Origin of the sequence: Pseudomonas palleroniana, from assembly GCF_003031675.1 — a bacterium.
GTDB classification, from domain to species: Bacteria; Pseudomonadota; Gammaproteobacteria; order Pseudomonadales; family Pseudomonadaceae; genus Aquipseudomonas; species Aquipseudomonas palleroniana.
The window spans coordinates 250,308-267,734 of record NZ_PYWX01000061.1 but is presented as its reverse complement, the minus strand read 5'-3'; the positions used below and the strand labels follow the sequence as shown (position 1 = coordinate 267,734).

17 protein-coding genes are annotated in these 17,427 nt (G+C 60.3%); 11 read left to right on the top strand and 6 right to left on the bottom strand.

What is annotated here, in order from left to right:
- Window positions 1–14: 14 nt before the first annotated feature.
- The 3 genes from C9383_RS21165 to C9383_RS21155 all read right to left on the bottom strand — a co-directional run bounded on the left by C9383_RS21165 (window position 15) and on the right by C9383_RS21155 (window position 3,610).
- Window positions 15–1,325 (bottom strand): MFS transporter, encoded by a 1,311-nt coding sequence (locus tag C9383_RS21165; RefSeq protein ID WP_060754278.1) that lies wholly within the window; start codon window positions 1,323–1,325, stop codon window positions 15–17.
- A 221-nt stretch (window positions 1,326–1,546) separates the two neighbouring features.
- Window positions 1,547–2,785 carry a transporter associated domain-containing protein gene (locus tag C9383_RS21160; protein WP_090368765.1) on the bottom strand — a complete coding sequence of 413 codons (1,239 nt, stop codon included), beginning with the start codon at window positions 2,783–2,785 and terminating at the stop codon, window positions 1,547–1,549.
- 12 nt (window positions 2,786–2,797) lie between these two features.
- A complete protein-coding gene (locus tag C9383_RS21155) occupies window positions 2,798–3,610 on the bottom strand; it encodes a cytochrome C assembly family protein (RefSeq protein WP_060754276.1) in 813 nt (270 codons plus the stop codon).
- Window positions 3,611–3,844: 234 nt separating this feature from the next.
- Between C9383_RS21155 and ffh the strand changes: the two genes are divergently transcribed.
- From ffh to C9383_RS21125, 6 genes are all read left to right on the top strand, one after another.
- On the top strand, window positions 3,845–5,221 hold the full coding sequence (gene ffh / locus C9383_RS21150; RefSeq protein WP_060754275.1) for a signal recognition particle protein: 1,377 nt from the start codon (window positions 3,845–3,847) through the stop codon (window positions 5,219–5,221).
- A 250-nt stretch (window positions 5,222–5,471) separates the two neighbouring features.
- Entirely contained in the window at window positions 5,472–5,723 is a 252-nt protein-coding gene (gene rpsP, locus C9383_RS21145; protein WP_025854836.1) for a 30S ribosomal protein S16, read from the top strand.
- A 5-nt stretch (window positions 5,724–5,728) separates the two neighbouring features.
- Window positions 5,729–6,265, top strand: coding sequence for a ribosome maturation factor RimM (gene rimM / locus C9383_RS21140; RefSeq protein WP_060754274.1), 537 nt, complete (start codon window positions 5,729–5,731; stop codon window positions 6,263–6,265).
- Window positions 6,247–7,020 carry a tRNA (guanosine(37)-N1)-methyltransferase TrmD gene (trmD, locus tag C9383_RS21135; RefSeq protein ID WP_174554031.1) on the top strand — a complete coding sequence of 258 codons (774 nt, stop codon included), beginning with the start codon at window positions 6,247–6,249 and terminating at the stop codon, window positions 7,018–7,020. The genes rimM and trmD overlap by 19 nt, the downstream gene beginning before the upstream one ends.
- Before the next feature lie 45 nt (window positions 7,021–7,065).
- The gene (gene rplS, locus C9383_RS21130) at window positions 7,066–7,416 is read left to right on the top strand and encodes a 50S ribosomal protein L19 (RefSeq protein WP_003175895.1); all 351 of its coding nucleotides are present in this window, start codon (window positions 7,066–7,068) and stop codon (window positions 7,414–7,416) included.
- An 81-nt stretch (window positions 7,417–7,497) separates the two neighbouring features.
- Window positions 7,498–7,911, top strand: coding sequence for an acyl-CoA thioesterase (locus tag C9383_RS21125; RefSeq protein WP_003193963.1), 414 nt, complete (start codon window positions 7,498–7,500; stop codon window positions 7,909–7,911).
- 1 nt (window position 7,912) lies between these two features.
- Here the strand turns inward: C9383_RS21125 and C9383_RS21120 are convergent, their stop codons facing one another.
- A complete protein-coding gene (locus tag C9383_RS21120; RefSeq protein ID WP_090368767.1) occupies window positions 7,913–9,721 on the bottom strand; it encodes a cation:proton antiporter in 1,809 nt (602 codons plus the stop codon).
- A 107-nt stretch (window positions 9,722–9,828) separates the two neighbouring features.
- Between C9383_RS21120 and xerD the strand changes: the two genes are divergently transcribed.
- From xerD to C9383_RS21095, 5 genes are all read left to right on the top strand, one after another.
- The gene (gene xerD / locus C9383_RS21115; protein WP_090368769.1) at window positions 9,829–10,725 is read left to right on the top strand and encodes a site-specific tyrosine recombinase XerD; all 897 of its coding nucleotides are present in this window, start codon (window positions 9,829–9,831) and stop codon (window positions 10,723–10,725) included.
- 150 nt (window positions 10,726–10,875) lie between these two features.
- Window positions 10,876–11,607 (top strand): thioredoxin fold domain-containing protein, encoded by a 732-nt coding sequence (locus C9383_RS21110; protein ID WP_090368772.1) that lies wholly within the window; start codon window positions 10,876–10,878, stop codon window positions 11,605–11,607.
- A gap of 130 nt (window positions 11,608–11,737) precedes the next feature.
- Window positions 11,738–13,042 carry a homoserine dehydrogenase gene (locus C9383_RS21105; protein ID WP_060754270.1) on the top strand — a complete coding sequence of 435 codons (1,305 nt, stop codon included), beginning with the start codon at window positions 11,738–11,740 and terminating at the stop codon, window positions 13,040–13,042.
- Between the two features lie 67 nt (window positions 13,043–13,109).
- Entirely contained in the window at window positions 13,110–14,519 is a 1,410-nt protein-coding gene (thrC, locus tag C9383_RS21100) for a threonine synthase (protein WP_090368774.1), read from the top strand.
- A 281-nt stretch (window positions 14,520–14,800) separates the two neighbouring features.
- Window positions 14,801–15,085 (top strand): DUF3509 domain-containing protein, encoded by a 285-nt coding sequence (locus C9383_RS21095; protein WP_060754268.1) that lies wholly within the window; start codon window positions 14,801–14,803, stop codon window positions 15,083–15,085.
- A gap of 170 nt (window positions 15,086–15,255) precedes the next feature.
- Here the strand turns inward: C9383_RS21095 and C9383_RS21090 are convergent, their stop codons facing one another.
- Both C9383_RS21090 and C9383_RS21085 read right to left on the bottom strand, forming a co-directional pair.
- The gene (locus C9383_RS21090; protein WP_090368777.1) at window positions 15,256–16,140 is read right to left on the bottom strand and encodes a TIGR02285 family protein; all 885 of its coding nucleotides are present in this window, start codon (window positions 16,138–16,140) and stop codon (window positions 15,256–15,258) included.
- Window positions 16,140–17,339: a CaiB/BaiF CoA transferase family protein gene (locus C9383_RS21085; protein ID WP_090368779.1), complete on the bottom strand. Its 1,200-nt coding sequence runs from the start codon at window positions 17,337–17,339 to the stop codon at window positions 16,140–16,142. Before C9383_RS21085 ends, C9383_RS21090 begins: the two co-directional genes overlap by 1 nt.
- Window positions 17,340–17,427 lie beyond the last annotated feature (88 nt).

Here is a 17,427-nt window from a genome sequence, read left to right as displayed (position 1 = left end):
CGTAGGAACGATCATCAGGCGACCTTGTTCAAGTCGTTATCCCGCGTCTCTTTCAGGCACAGCACCGCAATCAAGCTGAGCAGCGCCGCCGCCGAGACATACCCGCCGACATAACTCAGCCCGCCCATCGCGACCAGCTTGGTCGCGAAGAAGGGGGCGGCCGACGCGCCGACAATCCCACCCAGGTTATACGCCGCCGAAGCGCCGGTATAACGCACGCGGGTCGGGAACAATTCCGGCAACAGTGCGCCCATGGGGGCGAAGGTCACGCCCATCAGGAACAGCTCCAGCGCCAGGAACAGCGCCACGGCCCAGGTTGAGCCATGGGTCAGCAGCGGCTCCATGGTGAAACCCGACAAAATCGCCAGGATCGCCCCGGCAATCAGTACCGGCTTGCGCCCATAGCGGTCACTGGCCAGGGCCGCCAGTGGCGTCGCCAAGCCCATGAACAGCACGGCAAAGCACAACAGGGCGAGGAATGTTTCGCGGCTGTATCCCAGTGTCGACACGCCATAGCTCAGGGAAAAGGCGGTGGTGATATAGAACAGGGCATAACACACCACCATCGACGCGGCCCCCAGCAGCACTGGCGCCCAATGCTGGCTGAACAACTCCACCAACGGCACTTTCACCGGGGCCTCTTTGGCCACGGCGTTGGCGAACACCGGGGTTTCGTGCAGCTTCAAGCGTGCATACAGGCCGACCATCACCAACGCGGCGCTGAGGATGAACGGGATGCGCCAGCCCCAACTGCGAAATTGCTCGTCGCTCAGGCTCATGGCCAAAATCAGGAATAAGCCGTTGGCGGCCAGGAACCCAATCGAAGGCCCCAGTTGCGGAAACATGCCGAACCAGGCGCGTTTGCCTTTCGGCGCGTTCTCGGTGGCCAGCAACGCTGCGCCACCCCATTCCCCGCCAAGGCCAAGGCCCTGGCCGAAACGCAGCACGCACAACAGGATCGGCGCCCACGCTCCGATGCTGTCATAGCCGGGCAGCAAGCCAATCAGCGTGGTACACACCCCCATCAGCAACAAGGACGCGACCAGCGTGGATTTGCGGCCGATGCGGTCGCCAAAGTGGCCAAACAGCGCCGAACCCAGCGGGCGGGCGATAAAAGCGATACCGAAGGTCAGGAACGACGCCAGCATCTGTGCGGTGCCGGAGGTCTGTGGGAAGAACACCGGGCCGATCACCAGCGCCGCAGCGGTGGCATAGATGTAGAAATCGTAGAATTCGATGGCAGTGCCGACGATGCTCGCCGTGGCGACCCGTGCGGTCGAGTTGCTCGGGGCGGCGCTCGCGGCCTCGTTGTAGGTGGTGCTCATGGCAGTATCCCTGACAGTCATTGCGCGTTTGGACGCGGATTTTTATTGGTCGAACACCCAGGGTTCAGGGCAGTGCGCGGAGTGGCTCGGGATGGGAGCAAACACCGGTCAGACAGGATGGTGCGGTGCCTGGACGCGCTTCGTGCGGGTAGCACGCGGTCGGGCGGGGCTTGGATAAGCCGCCCGATTATAGGAAGGGGGGTGCAGTTCCAACAAGAGGGTCAGGCGGCGACCGGCACCCGGCTGGTGTGCCAGATCAGCACTTTGCTGACGCGGTTGTCCTCGGTCTCGAGGATTTCCAGGCGATAACGGCCGATTTTCAGGCACACCGCGCAGTCGGGAATGGTCTCCAGCGCTTCGGTCACCAGACCGTTGAGGGTCTTGGGGCCGTCGCTGGGCAGGTGCCAGCCCAGGCTCTTGTTCAGTTCGCGGATCGAGGCAGCGCCGTCGATGATATAGCGGCCGTCGGTCTGGGCTTCGATATGCGGGTTGTCTGAACTTTGCTCGCTTTCGAATTCGCCGACGATTTCTTCGAGGATATCTTCCAGGGTGACGATGCCCAGCACTTCGCCGTATTCGTCCACCACCATGCCCAGGCGGCGTTGCTGTTTGTGGAAGTTCAGCAGTTGCAGCTGCAGGGGCGTGCTTTCCGGTACGAAGTAAGGCTCATGGCAGGCGGCGAGCAACGCTTCCTTGGTCAGGCTGGCATCGGGCAACAAGTGCTGGATCTGCCGCGTGTTGAGCACGGCTTCGACCTGGTTGATGTCGCTGTGGAACACCGGCAGGCGGGTGTGCTGGGAGGTGCGCAGTTGTTCGATGATCTCTTCGGTCGAGTCGTCCAGGTTGATCCCGTCCACCTCGCTGCGAGGCACCAGGATGTCGTTGACCGTGATGTTGTCCAGCGCGTGGATACCCGGCAAGCCAGGCGTTCGGCCTTCGTCCGAGTCTGGTTGCGGCTCATCGTCATGCTCGGGCAACGGCTGGTCGCTGTTTTTTACCACGCCGGATTTACGCGCGAACGGGCGCAGCAGCAACAGGCTGATGCCATTGAGCAGCCAGGCCAGGGGGTAGAGGATTTTCAGGGGGATGCCCAGCAGCGCATTGCCAAACCCCAATACCGCCTGCGGGTGGCGGGTGGCCAGGGCGCGGGGCAGGTAGTCGGCGAGTATCAGCAACAGCGCGCAGGCAATCAGCCAGCCGAGCCAGGGGCCGTTCTGCGCCCAGGCGTAGATGGCCAGCAAGGTGCAGAGAATCACCACGCCAGCGCGGCACAGGCTGTTGCACAGGATCAGGCTGTTACGCGGGAAGCTCAGGCGGGCGGCGGCCTTGTCGCCCTGGCGTGTACCGGGGCGCAGGGCCAGCAGGTGCTGTTGTGCGGCTTCGATGGCGGTAAACAGCGCCGCCCATAAAATCAGCAGGGCGATCACCGCGAGCATCGGCCCCAGGGGCAAGTTGTCCATTTTTGCTGCCCGTCAGATATGCAGGATGTATTCGCGAACCAGCTTGCTGCCGAAATAGGCCAGCATCAGCAGGCAGAAACCGGCCAGGGTCCAGCGGATCGCCTTGTGCCCGCGCCAACCAAGGCGGTTGCGCCCCCACAGCAGCACGCTGAACACCACCCAGGCCAGGCACGCCAGCAGGGTTTTGTGCACCAGGTGCTGGGCGAACAGGTTTTCGACGAACAGCCAGCCCGAGATCAGTGACAGCGACAGCAGCGTCCAGCCGGCCCACAGGAAGCCGAACAACAGGCTTTCCATGGTTTGCAGCGGTGGGAAGTTCTTGATCAGCCCGGACGGATGTTTGTTTTTCAGCTGGTGGTCCTGCAACAGCAGGAGCAGAGCCTGGAACACCGCAATGGTGAACATGCCGTAGGCCAGGACCGACAGCAGGATGTGAGTCAGGATGCCGGGCCCTTCATCAATGACCTGCACGGTGCCGGTCGGCGTGAAGTGCGCCAGCAGTACCGTCAATGTTCCCAGCGGGAAGAGCAGGACCAGCAGGTTCTCGACGGGAATGCGGTAGCACGCCAGCAGGGTCAGCGCGATGACGGCGGCGGCGATCAGGCTGGCGGCGCTGAAAAAGTCCAGGCCCAGGCCGACCGGTGTCATCAGGTGGATGAACAGGCTCGTGGCATGGGCCAGCAGGGCCAGGACGCCAAGGCCGACGAGCAGACGTTTGTCCGCTTTAGTGCCTTGGGCCAGACGAGTGCCCTGATAGAGGGTCGCAGCGGCGTACAAGATGGCGGCGGCGAGGCTGGGTAGCAAGCTGGGTGACAAAGGGAGCATAAATCCTGATAGACAAGCCCGAAAGGCGTTGAGTTTGGCATACCCCCGCGTTCCACGAAAGACTCCCGGGCCAGACAGCGGGTGTGCATGGGCGCAGTCTTCGCTATAATCCGCGATCTGCCCACGCCGCAGGCTCGCCGAGCGCTGTTTTTAATAGCGATTTATCACAGCCTGGGCTGCCATTACCTCGGTCTACCAACGCACTTCGATGAATAGGGCCTGAAAGGATCGCGCATGTTTGAAAACTTGACTGACCGTCTCTCGCAGACGCTGCGCCACGTTACCGGCAAGGCCAAGCTGACCGAGGACAATATTAAAGACACCTTGCGTGAAGTACGCATGGCGTTGCTGGAAGCCGACGTGGCCTTGCCTGTGGTCAAGGACTTCGTCAACTCGGTCAAGGAGCGCGCGGTCGGCACCGAAGTGTCGCGCAGCCTGACGCCGGGCCAGGCTTTTGTGAAGATCGTCCAGGCTGAACTCGAAAGCCTGATGGGCGCGGCCAACGAAGATCTGAACCTCAGCGCCGTGCCTCCGGCCGTTGTGCTGATGGCCGGTCTGCAAGGTGCGGGCAAGACCACCACCGCCGGCAAGCTGGCGCGCTTCCTTAAAGAGCGCAAGAAGAAGTCGGTCATGGTGGTGTCGGCCGATGTATACCGTCCGGCGGCAATCAAGCAGTTGGAAATGCTGGCGGGCGAAGTGGGCGTGACCTTCTTCCCGTCCGACCTGAGCCAGAAGCCGGTCGACATTGCTAACGCTGCTATTAAAGAAGCAAAACTCAAATTCATCGACGTGGTCATCGTCGATACCGCCGGTCGCCTGCACGTCGACGAAGAGATGATGGGCGAGATCAAGGCGCTGCATGCCGCGATCAACCCGGTCGAGACCCTGTTCGTGGTCGACGCCATGACCGGCCAGGATGCGGCCAACACGGCCAAGGCCTTCGGTGACGCGCTGCCGCTGACCGGTGTGATCCTGACCAAGGTCGATGGTGATGCCCGTGGCGGTGCCGCGTTGTCGGTGCGTGCCATTACCGGCAAGCCGATCAAGTTCATCGGTATGGGCGAAAAGAGCGAAGCGCTCGAGCCGTTCCACCCTGAGCGTATTGCTTCGCGCATCCTCGGCATGGGCGACGTACTCAGCCTGATCGAACAGGCCGAAGCCACCCTCGACAAGGACAAGGCCGACAAGCTGGCCAAGAAGCTGAAGAAGGGCAAGGGCTTCGATCTCGAAGACTTCCGCGACCAGCTGCAACAGATGAAGAACATGGGCGGCCTTGGCGGCCTGATGGACAAGCTGCCGAACATCGGCGGTGTGAACCTGGCGCAGATGGGCAATGCCCAGGGTGCGGCAGAGAAGCAGTTCAAGCAGATGGAAGCCATCATCAACTCGATGACCCCGGCCGAGCGCCGCGACCCTGAGCTGATCAGCGGTTCGCGCAAGCGCCGGATCGCCATGGGTTCCGGCACCCAGGTGCAGGACATCGGTCGCTTGATCAAGCAGCACAAGCAGATGCAGAAGATGATGAAGAAGTTCTCCGCCAAAGGCGGCATGGCCAAGATGATGCGCGGCATGGGCGGTATGTTGCCCGGCGGCGGCATGCCAAAAATGTAAAAGTTTCGAGCGGGAGCGTGCTCCTGCTCCGCCCCACAAGGATGTGGGATCTCCAGCAAACCCGCCGTTGGCGGGGGCTGACTCGCCGTTTTAACCGACGGCCCTATAGCAGATCTGAATGGCACGCCGATAGGCGCCAGAAAAAGACATTTGCAAAAGTCCGGATATTCCTTAGAATATGCGGCCTTTCGGGCACCTATGCCCGCTGTGCATTTAGATTTGCAGCACCGACTACAGGAACGATGTTCACATGCTAACAATCCGTCTTGCCCTTGGCGGCTCCAAAAAGCGCCCGTTTTACCACTTGACCGTAACTGACAGCCGCAACCCACGTGACGGCTCTCACAAGGAACAAGTTGGCTTCTTCAACCCGATCGCTCGTGGTCAAGAAGTTCGTCTGTCCGTGAACCAAGAGCGCGTAGCCTACTGGCTGAGCGTTGGTGCACAACCATCTGAGCGTGTTGCTCAGCTGTTGAAGGACTCGGCTAAGGCCGCGGCCTGAGCAATATGAGCGCGACGCCAGCTGTTGCTGATGATTTGATCGTTATCGGCAAGATTTATTCTGTTCATGGCGTTCGCGGCGAAGTGAAGGTGTATTCCTTTACTGATCCGACTGAAAACCTGTTGCAGTACAAAACCTGGACGCTCAAGCGCGAAGGGAGTGTGAAACAGGTCGAGCTGGTCAGTGGACGCGGGAGCGATAAGTTCCTGGTCGCAAAGCTCAAGGGTCTTGATGATCGTGAAGAAGCTCGTCTTCTGGCCGGTTATGAGATCTGCGTGCCGCGCAACCTGTTCCCTGAATTGACCGACGGCGAGTACTACTGGTACCAGCTGGAAGGTCTGAAGGTTATTGATCAACTCGGGCAACTGCTCGGGAAAATCGATCATCTTCTGGAAACCGGCGCCAATGATGTAATGGTGGTCAAGCCTTGCGCTGGCAGCCTGGATGATCGCGAACGTCTGTTGCCCTATACGGAGCAATGCGTGTTGGCCGTCGACCTGGTCGCAGGCGAGATGAAGGTGGAATGGGACGCGGACTTCTAAGCGTGGCTAATTTGCGCATTGAAGTGATCAGTTTGTTTCCCGAGATGTTTTCTGCCATCAGCGAGTACGGCATCACCAGTCGGGCGGTGAAACAGGGGCTGTTGCAGCTTACCTGTTGGAACCCGCGAGACTACACGACGGATCGACATCACACTGTGGACGATCGCCCATTTGGCGGTGGCCCGGGCATGGTGATGAAGATCAAGCCCCTGGAAGACGCGTTGGTTCAGGCCAAGGCTGCAGCCGGGGAGAAGGCGAAGGTAATTTACCTGTCCCCTCAAGGCCGTCAGCTGAAACAGGCTGCGGTACGCGAACTGGCGAATGAGGAAGCATTGATCCTGATTGCCGGTCGCTATGAAGGCATTGACGAGCGGTTTATTGAAGCTCATGTCGATGAAGAGTGGTCGATTGGGGACTATGTCCTGTCTGGCGGCGAGCTGCCGGCGATGGTCCTGATAGATGCGGTTACACGACTGCTGCCTGGAGCTTTAGGGCATGTGGACTCTGCGGAGGAAGATTCCTTCACGGATGGTTTGCTGGATTGCCCGCACTACACCCGACCGGAGGTGTATGCGGATCAGCGTGTTCCCGACGTATTGCTAAGTGGCAATCACGCACACATCCGGCGTTGGCGTTTACAGCAGTCCCTTGGTCGGACCTATGAACGACGCGCCGATCTTCTGGAAAGCCGCTCGCTTTCTGGAGAAGAGAAGAAGCTGCTCGAGGAATACATCCTCGCGCGGGACGATAGTTAACAACGTATCGATGGTAGGTCCATTGACTTACCTTAGGAGCACAGCATGACTAACAAAATCATCCTTGCACTCGAAGCAGAGCAGATGACCAAAGAGATCCCTACCTTTGCCCCGGGCGACACCATTGTCGTTCAGGTGAAAGTGAAGGAAGGCGACCGTTCGCGTCTGCAAGCGTTCGAAGGCGTGGTAATCGCCAAGCGTAACCGTGGTGTGAACAGTGCTTTCACTGTTCGTAAAATCTCCAACGGTGTTGGCGTAGAGCGTACTTTCCAGACCTACAGCCCGCAAATCGACAGCATGGCCGTCAAGCGTCGCGGTGACGTACGTAAAGCCAAGCTGTACTACCTGCGTGACCTGTCCGGTAAAGCAGCTCGCATCAAGGAAAAACTGGCTTAAGTCCAGCTTCCCGATGCAGAAAAAAGCAGCCTACGGGCTGCTTTTTTGTGCCTGAAATTTGTCTATTTGCCGGTATTGTCCATGACCACCCGCCTCGAAGAAATCCAACGCCGCACCGACCTGTCCGTCACTCACGTCACCAAGGCGGTGTTTCCGCCGACCACCAATCACCACAACACCTTGTTCGGCGGCACTGCCTTGGCCTGGATGGACGAAGTGTCGTTCATCACCGCCACGCGTTTTTGCCGCCTGCCATTGGTGACGGTTTCCACTGATCGGATTGACTTCAACCATGCGATACCGGCCGGTTCCATCGTCGAGTTGATCGGCCGCGTGATCAAAGTGGGCAATACCAGTCTCAAGGTCGAAGTGGAAGTTTTCGTCGAGAGCATGAGTGCCGATGGCCGCGAGAAGGCGATCCAGGGCGTATTCAGCTTTGTGGCGATCGATGCCGACAAACGCCCGGTGCCGGTGTTGCCTGGGTTTGTTGACTGATTTATCCGGCTGCGCTGGGTTCAGGTTGGATCACTGCCAGCAAGGTCCAGCCGGCGGTGGGCTTCAAGCTGCTGTCCGGGGTGATGACGTGCACCCAGCCGCTGGTATCGCGGGCAAACAGCAGTGTCGCGCGATCACCATGCAGTGCCTGGTACTGCTCCAGCCCAAACCCCTCCGTGAGATGCGTGCTGTATAGCTCGGCGCCCTGGCCCAACAGGCTGGCGAGTTTGGTATAGCTCAAGGGTTGGCTGCCCAGCAGGTGGCCGCGGTGCTCGTGGCTGGCCTTGTGTTTATCGGTGCGGCGGCTTTCCTGGCTGCTGGCCAGGGCGAACAGGCGATGGCCGAAGTCGTGGCGGAAACGCATGGCGGCCAGGGTATTCAGCTCGCCGGAGGGGGAGAGTGCCAACAGGTGCCCCAGCCCAACCAGATCCAGATGCGATTCGGCGTGTTGTGAGGCAGGGTTGCCGAAGTAAGTGGGCAGTCCTTCCATGCGGCTGGCGCGGATGTTTTCCCAGCTCGAGTCGGTCAGCAACACGCGGCTGCCCAGTTGCTGCAGGGCCTTGCCCAGAATGCGCGCCGGGCCATTCGCACCGACGATCAGAAAACCGCTGGGCGCAGGCTCGGCGACTTTCAGCAGGCGGGCCAGCGGGCGTGCCGTGGCGCTTTGCAGGACCACGGTGCCGATGATCACGGCGAACGTCAGTGGAACCAGGAGTAATGCGCCGGCATGGCCTGCTTCATCCAGGCGAATGGCGAAGATCGCTGACACCGCCGCGGCCACGATCCCGCGTGGGGCGATCCATGACAGCAGCGCACGCTCGCGCCAATTCAGCCCGGAACCCCAGGTTGAAAGCGCGACGTTCAAGGGGCGTGCGATAAATTGAATGACCAGCAATAGAATCAGCACCAGCGGCCCCAAGGCGATCAAGGCATTCAGGTCCAGGCGCGCTGCCAGCAGAATGAATAGCCCGGAGATCAGCAGCACACTGAGGTTCTCCTTGAAGTGCAGGATGTGCCGTACATCCACGCCTTTCATATTGGCCATCCACATGCCCATGAGGGTCACCGCCAGCAGGCCGGACTCATGCATCACCCGGTTGGAGGCGATGAATATCCCCAACACCCCCGCCAGTGTGGCCAGGTTATGCAGGTATTCGGGCAGCCATTGGCGACGCATGATCTGCCCCAGCACCCAGCCGCCGGCAATGCCGAACAGGCTGCCGCACAGGATGACCCCGCCGAAGGTCAGCAGGCTGTGGCTGAGGCCGTCGCCCGATGCGCGGGCGATGATGAAGCTGTAGACCACCACGGCCAGCAGTGCGCCGATCGGGTCAATGACAATGCCCTCCCAGCGCAGGATATTGGCGATGGACGCCTTGGGGCGCACCACCCGCAGCATGGGCACAATCACGGTGGGCCCGGTGACCAGGGTCAGGGTGCCGAACAAGAGGGCGAGCAGCCAGTCGAACCCCAGCAGCCAATGGGTGGCAACGGTAATCACCGCCCATGTCGACAGGGCACCGAGCGTGACCAGGCGATGGACGACGCTGCCGATTTCCTTCCATTCCGAGAGGTGCAGGGTGAGGCTGCCTTCAAACAGAATCAGCGCCACGGCCAGGGATACCAGGGGCATCAGCAGCGGGCCGAACATTTCCTGGGGATTGAGCCAGCCCAGCACGGGGCCCGCCAGGATGCCGCTCAACAACAGAAACAGGATGGCTGGAAGTTTCAGGCGCCATGCCAGCCATTGGCAGGCCAGTGCGGCCACGCCAATGCCGCCCAGTGCCAGCAGGATCTGTTGTTCGTTCATTGAAGCTCCCTGTTCCTTGAAATAGCGGGCTATGAAAGACTAGTGGGCCTTGTCACAGTTCACTAAATAATTCGCGCAAAGCCCTGTGCTGCGCCGCTTGAGTGCCCATGCCTGCCATTGACCACCCGCTGATCGACCGCTTCCTTGACGCTTTATGGCTGGAGAAAGGCTTGTCGGACAACACCCGCCAGGCCTACCGCAGCGATTTGGCCCTGTTCAATGGCTGGTTGCAGGAGAAAAATCTCGAACTGATCAATGCCGGTCGCGAGTTGATCCTGGATCATCTGGCCTGGCGCCTGGAGCAAAACTACAAGCCGCGTTCCACTGCACGATTTCTCTCTGGTGTGCGTGGTTTTTATCGCTACTTGCTGCGGGAAAAGCTGATCGCTGTCGACCCGACCCTGCAGGTCGACATGCCGCAACTCGGTAGGCCTCTTCCCAAATCCTTGTCGGAAGCCGATGTGGATGCCTTGCTCGCCGCGCCCGACCTCAGTGAGGCCATCGGCCAGCGTGATCGTGCCATGCTCGAAGTGCTGTATGCCTGCGGCCTGCGGGTGACTGAACTGATCAGCCTGACCCTGGAGCAGGTCAATCTGCGCCAGGGGGTATTGCGGGTGATGGGCAAGGGGAGCAAGGAGCGCTTGGTGCCGATGGGCGAGGAAGCGATCGTGTGGGTCGAGCGCTATATGCGCGATGCCCGCAGCGAACTGCTCGGTGGGCGGCCCAGTGATGTACTGTTTCCCAGCCTGCGCGGCGAGCAGATGACCCGCCAGACCTTCTGGCACCGCATCAAGTACCAGGCCAAAGTGGCCGGGATTGGCAAGGCGTTGTCACCCCATACATTGCGCCACGCCTTTGCCACCCATTTGCTTAACCATGGGGCGGATTTGCGGGTCGTGCAGATGTTGCTGGGCCACAGCGACTTATCCACAACCCAGATCTACACCCACGTCGCGCGTGCGCGTTTGCAGGACATGCATGCCAAACATCACCCGCGTGGCTGAAAACCGCCAATTTATCCGGCTACGGGCTGCCCTGCGGCCCAACTGTGGTAGGCTTTGCCGGTTAGTAAGGGGGACGGCGCCTGTGTTTATAGCCCGGTGTCTTCAAGCGGTGCTCCGCACCCGTCCCTGCATCTGCCTTCAGGAGTTCCCATGCGCTTGACCCAGATTATTGCCGCCGCAGTCATTGCGTTGGTTTCCACCTTCGCATTCGCCGATGACGCCGCCGAGCAGACCATCCGCAAAAGCCTGGCCAACCTGCAACTCGACACCCCGATCGAAAGCATCAGCGCCAGCCCCATGGCCGGCCTGTATGAAGTCAAGCTCAAGGGCAGCCGTGTGCTGTATGCCAGTGCCGATGGCCAGTACATCGTCCAGGGCTACCTGTTCCAGCTCAAGGACGGCAAGCCGGTCAACCTGACCGAAAAAGCCGAGCGCCTGGGTGTGTCCAAGCTGATCAACGGTATCCCGGTGGCTGAAACCGTGGTCTACCCGGCCATTGGCGAGACCAAGACCCACATCACCGTATTCACCGACACCACCTGCCCGTACTGCCACAAGCTGCATGCCGAAGTGCCTGCGCTGAACAAGCTCGGCGTGGAAGTCCGCTACGTCGCGTTCCCGCGCCAGGGCCTGGGCTCGCCGGGTGACGAGCAATTGCAGGCGGTGTGGTGCTCGACCGACAAGAAGGCGGCCATGGACAAGATGGTCGATGGCAAGGAAATCAAGGCGGCCAAATGTGCCAATCCGGTTTCCAAGCAGTTCGCACTGGGCCAGTCAATCGGCGTGAACGGTACACCGGCCATCGTTTTGGCTGACGGTCAGGTAATTCCGGGCTACCAGCCGGCACCACAAGTTGCCAAACTGGCTCTGAGCGCCAAGTAAATCAGTGTCGTCGAACCTTTGACGACCATGGTCCGCCGACAGATCGACGGGCCATCAAATTGAAAGCCGCAGTCGTGCGGCTGTTTTCCACGGCCGACCTAGCGTCGGCCGTTTCATGGGGAGTTCTTCAGTGAAACCGGTCAAAGTAGGCATCTGTGGGTTAGGGACCGTCGGTGGCGGTACCTTCAACGTACTTCAGCGTAACGCCGAAGAAATTTCCCGCCGCGCAGGGCGTGGGATTGAAGTGGCGCAAATTGCCACGCGTTCGCCAAAGCCTCAGTTCCAAACGACCGGTATCGCGATTACCAACGATGTCTTCGAAGTGGCCACCAACCCTGAAATCGATATCGTCATCGAACTGGTCGGCGGCTACACCGTGGCGCGTGAGCTGGTGCTCAAGGCCATCGAGAATGGCAAGCACGTGGTCACCGCCAACAAGGCGCTGATAGCCGTACACGGCAACGAAATCTTCGCCAAGGCCCGCGAGAAGGGCGTGATCGTTGCGTTCGAAGCTGCCGTGGCGGGCGGTATCCCGGTGATCAAGGCGATCCGTGAGGGCCTTTCCGCCAACCGTATCAACTGGGTGGCCGGCATCATCAACGGCACCGGCAACTTCATCCTCACCGAAATGCGCGAGAAGGGCCGTACCTTCGAAGACGTGCTGGCCGAAGCCCAGGCCCTGGGTTATGCCGAGGCCGACCCGACGTTCGACGTCGAAGGTATCGACGCCGCCCACAAGCTGACCATCCTGGCGTCCATCGCCTTTGGTATCCCGCTGCAGTTCGACAAAGCCTACACCGAGGGGATCACCAAGCTGACCACCGCCGACGTGAACTACGCCGAAGCCCTGGGCTACCGCATCAAGCACCTGGGCGTGGCGCGCAGCACTGCGGCCGGTATCGAGTTGCGTGTACACCCCACCCTGATCCCGGCCGATCGCCTGATCGCTAACGTCAATGGCGTGATGAACGCGGTGATGGTCAACGGTGACGCGGCGGGCTCGACCCTGTTCTACGGCGCTGGCGCCGGCATGGAGCCGACCGCTTCGTCGGTGATCGCCGACCTGGTGGACGTGGTTCGCGCCATGACCAGCGACCCGGAAAACCGTGTACCGCACCTGGCCTTCCAGCCGGATTCGCTGTCGGCCCACCCGATCCTGCCGATCGAGGCTTGCGAAAGTGCCTACTATCTGCGCATCCAGGCCAAGGATCACCCGGGCGTATTGGCCCAGGTGGCGAGCATCCTGTCGGAGCGCGGTATCAACATCGAGTCGATCATGCAGAAGGAAGTCGAGGAACAGAACGGCCAGGTGCCGATGATCCTGCTGACCCATCGCGTGCTCGAGCAGCATATCAACGATGCCATCACCGCGCTGGAAGCCCTGCAGGGCGTGGTCGGCCCGGTGGTACGCATTCGTGTCGAACATTTGAGCTAACCGATTTGATCCAGAGGCCCCGTGTGTGCGGCGGCCTCTGTTCGAGAATGTTTTAGAGGAGCCAGTCATGCGTTATATCAGCACCCGCGGCCAGGCACCGGCCCTGAATTTCGAAGACGTTTTGCTGGCGGGCCTTGCCACTGACGGCGGCCTGTACGTGCCGGAAAACCTGCCACGTTTCACCCAGGAAGAAATCGCTTCGTGGGCCGGCCTGCCGTACCACGAACTGGCGTTCCGGGTGATGCGCCCGTTCGTTACCGGCAGCATTCCGGACGCGGATTTCAAGAAGATCCTGGAAGAGACGTACGGTGTGTTTTCCCACAACGCCATCGCGCCATTGCGTCAACTGAACGGCAACGAGTGGGTACTCGAGCTGTTCCACGGCCCGACCCTGGCGTTCAAGGACTTCGCCTTGCAATTGCTGGGTCGCCTGCTCGACTACGTGCTGGAGAAGCGCGGCGAGCGTGTGGTGATTATCGGCGCGACCTCCGGTGATACCGGCTCGGCGGCTATCGAGGGATGCAAGCACTGCGAAAACGTCGACATCTTCATCCTGCACCCGCACAAGCGCGTGTCGGAGGTGCAGCGTCGCCAGATGACCAGTATTTTGGGTGACAACATCCATAACATCGCCATCGAAGGCAATTTCGATGACTGCCAGGAAATGGTCAAGAACAGCTTCGCCGACCAGAGCTTCCTGAAAGGCACCCGCTTGGTGGCAGTGAACTCGATCAACTGGGCGCGCATCATGGCCCAGATCGTCTACTACTTCCACGCCTCGCTGCAGTTGGGCGGGCCGGCGCGTTCGGTGTCGTTCTCAGTGCCAACCGGCAACTTCGGCGATATCTTCGCCGGTTACCTGGCGCGCAATATGGGCTTGCCGATCAACCAGTTGATCGTTGCCACCAATCGCAACGACATCCTGCACCGCTTCATGAGCGGCAACCAGTACGTCAAGGAAACCCTGCACGCCACCTTGTCGCCTTCCATGGACATCATGGTGTCGTCGAACTTCGAACGCCTGCTGTTCGACATGCACGGGCGCAACGGCGCAGCCATTGCCGGCTTGATGGACAACTTCAAAAGCGGTGGTGGTTTCAGCGTTGAGCAAGAGCGCTGGACCGAGACCCGCAAACTGTTCGACTCCCTGGCCGTGGACGATGCGCAGACCTGCGAAACCATCGCTGAAGTCTATGCCCAGACTGGCGAACTGCTTGACCCGCACACCGCCATCGGCGTGAAGGCCGCCCGTGAATGCCGTCGCAGCCTGGACATCCCGATGGTGATCCTCGGCACTGCTCACCCGGTAAAATTCCCGGAAGCGGTGGAGAAGGCCGGGGTGGGCAAGGCGCTGGAACTGCCGGCGCACCTGACTGACCTGTTCGAGCGTGAAGAGCGTTGCACGGTGTTGGCCAACGACCTGAAGGCAGTGCAGGCGTTTGTCAGCCAGCATGGCAACCGCGGTAAGCCGCTGTAAGGCAAACCGCGTAGGCAAAAACGCCGCTTTCCCTTCCCTGGGTCAGCGGCGTTTTTTGTTTCTGGCGTCTTCGGAAACCCCGGGAAATAGCCACCCGTGCGTAAGCGCTTAGGTACGTCCGTTTTTTCGTTGTCATGTTGCAAGCGCATGCTGGTCCAAGTCACACCCTAACGGCCCCATAAAGACGAAAAAGCGAACTTTCCTACGTCACAACCAGTCACTTAGGATAGATGCAGCTCCCGTTGAAACGATTGTTCCCGAACTATTGAGTGGTGATCGAGATGGAAAGTATCAGCCTATTGCTCGAAGAAGCACTGAGCCCTTATCAGGTTACGTTGACCACCGCGGGTGTGCAGGACGAGTGCCTGGTCACTGTGAAGAACCCTGCCGGCGCCATCGTGGTGGAGCGTGAAGTCGATCGCGCACAATTGACCGATAAGCGCGTCCTGGTGGACGTTGTGGATTGCCTGCTGCGTGACCTGAAGATTGCTGAGGGGCGCCTGGAGCCGTCGGTGATCGCGGCCTTGCGCAACGCTGCCCAGACCCGCAGCACCGCCTGCGCATGAAGAATTGTTCATCTGTGGAAACTTCCCACAGCAAGCTCGGTCAGATTTTTTAACAGCAAGAGCAAACATTGTGCTCCGGTGTTTGTGGCTTGCTGTACTGGTCTTTGTAGGCCACGTTTAACCCCGAGTTGTCTCCCCACTGCTCGGGGTTTCTTTTTGCCTGAAATTTGTCAGGGCAGCGGCGAAACCTGGAAAAAGTGCGGGTTGTCCTTCAAATACCGCTCGCGCATGTGCGGGTCGAGCCATAGCGCATAGGCGTTCTGCGCATCGGCCTGTGGCAGGCCTTCCAGTGCCTGATTGATCCGCGCGATGGCCCGGCGCCCCTCGACGGTGTCCGAACATCCGATGTAGATGCGTTGGTAAGGCGCAGCGCCTTTTATCGCAAGGAACATCAGGTCATCAGGGGCTATGCCCTGTCGTGTGGCCTGGTAGCGGATTTCCGTCCAGTAACCAAGCACGGCTTCCAACCGGCCCAGGCGTTGCATTTGCAGCAGGCTGCCCAGGGCGTCATTACCGTAATGCAGGGCGAGCTTGTGCGAATCGGTTTGCTTGAGACGCTCATCGATCGCCGGTCCGTAGCTGCGCTCAGCGATGGCCCCAAGGCGGGCGTCGGGGGTTTGCAGGAATGCCTGCAGGTCAAACTTCCCATCGACGATAAACGGTGCCATCGCTTCCCGCTGGCTGCGACGGATCATCACCCCATTGCTGAGTACCACGAATGCCTGTTCGGAAAAGGCCACGTACGCTGCTCGCTCCTGGGTCCACAGCACTGAGGGGTCGCAGGTCAATGATGGGTTACGCAGCATCTGCATGCCGCGGGCACGATTCACGTGCAGCACCTGATGGTGATATTCCGGCAGCTGCGCTTCAAGCATCGGTATCAGGTGGTCCAGTGCCCCATGATCTTTTTGCGGTCCTTCGAAGATAGTCAGTGGCGGCAGGTCGCGCAGCAGCCAAGTCAGTGTGTCTTCGGCGCTGGCCGACAGGGGCCAGCCGAGGGTTATCACGCTGGCCAGGCACGCGTGCATGAACCTGCGCAGGGCGCGGCGAGTCATCAGATCGCGCCATCCTCACGTAGACGGGTAATGGCAGCGGCGTCGTAGCCCAGCTTATTGAGCACGGTGTTGTTGTGCTCGCCCAGCTGCGGCCCGACCCATTCACAACTGCCCGGTGTGTCCGAGAGCTTGGGCACGATCCCCGGCATCTTGAAGTCCTTGCCGTCCGGCAGCTGTGCCTTGAGGAACATCTCGCGGGCCAGAAATTGTGGGTCGCCCAGCATGTCTTCAGCGCTGTAGATGCGACTGGCGGGCACCTCGGCTTGGTTCAGGACCTCTATCACTTGAGCCAGCGGCAGCGAATTGACCCAGCGATCAATCACGCCGTAGAGCTCATCACGACGGCTGTCGCGCCCATCGTTGCCGGCCAGTTGCGGATCGTTGGCCAAGTCCTCACGGCCAATGGCGGCCATGAAACGTTTAAAGATCGCATCGCCATTGGCGCCGATCTGCACGTGCTTGCCATCGGCACTGGTATGGATCGAGGAGGGTGTGATGCCCGGCATGATGTTGCCGGTGCGCTCGCGGATGAACCCGAACACGTCGAACTCCGGAATCATGCTTTCCATCATCGCGAAAATGGCCTCGTACAACGCCACGTCCACCACCTGCCCCAGGCCACCGTTGACCTCCCGATGACGCAACGCCATCAACGCGCCGATGACCGCCCACAACGCGGCAATCGAATCACCGATGGAAATCCCGGTACGCACCGGCGGACGATCTTCGAAGCCGGTGATGTAGCGCAAGCCGCCCATGGACTCACCCACCGCGCCGAACCCCGGCTGGTCCTTCATCGGCCCTGTCTGGCCGAAGCCGGACAGACGCACCATCACCAGTTTTGGGTTCAGTGCGTGCAGGGTTTCCCAATTGAGGCCGAGTTTCTCCAGGACGCCGGGGCGGAAGTTTTCGATCAGGATGTCGGCGTCCGCCAACAGCTGCTTGAGGATCGCCAGGCCGTCCGGATGCTTGAGGTTCAGCGTCAGTGACTGCTTGTTGCGCGCCTGCACAAACCACCACAACGAGGTGCCTTCATACAGCTTGCGCCATTTGCGCAGCGGGTCGCCGCCGTCCGGAGATTCGACCTTGATGACCTCTGCACCAAATTCGGCACAGATACGCGACGCAAACGGGCCGGCGATCAGGGTGCCCAATTCGATGACTTTCAGGCCGGCGAGTGGTTTGGCATTAAACGACATGAGGTTCCTTGTCTGCTCAGGACGGTGGTGTGATGCCTTTTAACATAGGCGAGCGGCGCACGGATAAGGATGATGCAGCGCAGTATTC

Bases quoted from the DNA above. Each gene is read 5' to 3' on its own strand.
- rplS (WP_003175895.1), top strand. From the start codon at position 7,066: ATGACTAACAAAATCATCCTTGCACTCGAAGCAGAGCAGATGACCAAA.
- trmD (WP_174554031.1), top strand. From the start codon at position 6,247: ATGGGACGCGGACTTCTAAGCGTGGCTAATTTGCGCATTGAAGTGATC.
- C9383_RS21160 (WP_090368765.1), bottom strand. From the start codon at position 2,785: ATGGACAACTTGCCCCTGGGGCCGATGCTCGCGGTGATCGCCCTGCTG.
- C9383_RS21125 (WP_003193963.1), top strand. From the start codon at position 7,498: ATGACCACCCGCCTCGAAGAAATCCAACGCCGCACCGACCTGTCCGTC.
- xerD (WP_090368769.1), top strand. From the start codon at position 9,829: ATGCCTGCCATTGACCACCCGCTGATCGACCGCTTCCTTGACGCTTTA.
- C9383_RS21110 (WP_090368772.1), top strand. From the start codon at position 10,876: ATGCGCTTGACCCAGATTATTGCCGCCGCAGTCATTGCGTTGGTTTCC.
- ffh (WP_060754275.1), top strand. From the start codon at position 3,845: ATGTTTGAAAACTTGACTGACCGTCTCTCGCAGACGCTGCGCCACGTT.
- rimM (WP_060754274.1), top strand. From the start codon at position 5,729: ATGAGCGCGACGCCAGCTGTTGCTGATGATTTGATCGTTATCGGCAAG.
- C9383_RS21120 (WP_090368767.1), bottom strand. From the start codon at position 9,721: ATGAACGAACAACAGATCCTGCTGGCACTGGGCGGCATTGGCGTGGCC.
- thrC (WP_090368774.1), top strand. From the start codon at position 13,110: ATGCGTTATATCAGCACCCGCGGCCAGGCACCGGCCCTGAATTTCGAA.
- C9383_RS21085 (WP_090368779.1), bottom strand. From the start codon at position 17,339: ATGTCGTTTAATGCCAAACCACTCGCCGGCCTGAAAGTCATCGAATTG.
- C9383_RS21165 (WP_060754278.1), bottom strand. From the start codon at position 1,325: ATGAGCACCACCTACAACGAGGCCGCGAGCGCCGCCCCGAGCAACTCG.
- C9383_RS21155 (WP_060754276.1), bottom strand. From the start codon at position 3,610: ATGCTCCCTTTGTCACCCAGCTTGCTACCCAGCCTCGCCGCCGCCATC.
- C9383_RS21095 (WP_060754268.1), top strand. From the start codon at position 14,801: ATGGAAAGTATCAGCCTATTGCTCGAAGAAGCACTGAGCCCTTATCAG.
- rpsP (WP_025854836.1), top strand. From the start codon at position 5,472: ATGCTAACAATCCGTCTTGCCCTTGGCGGCTCCAAAAAGCGCCCGTTT.
- C9383_RS21090 (WP_090368777.1), bottom strand. From the start codon at position 16,140: ATGACTCGCCGCGCCCTGCGCAGGTTCATGCACGCGTGCCTGGCCAGC.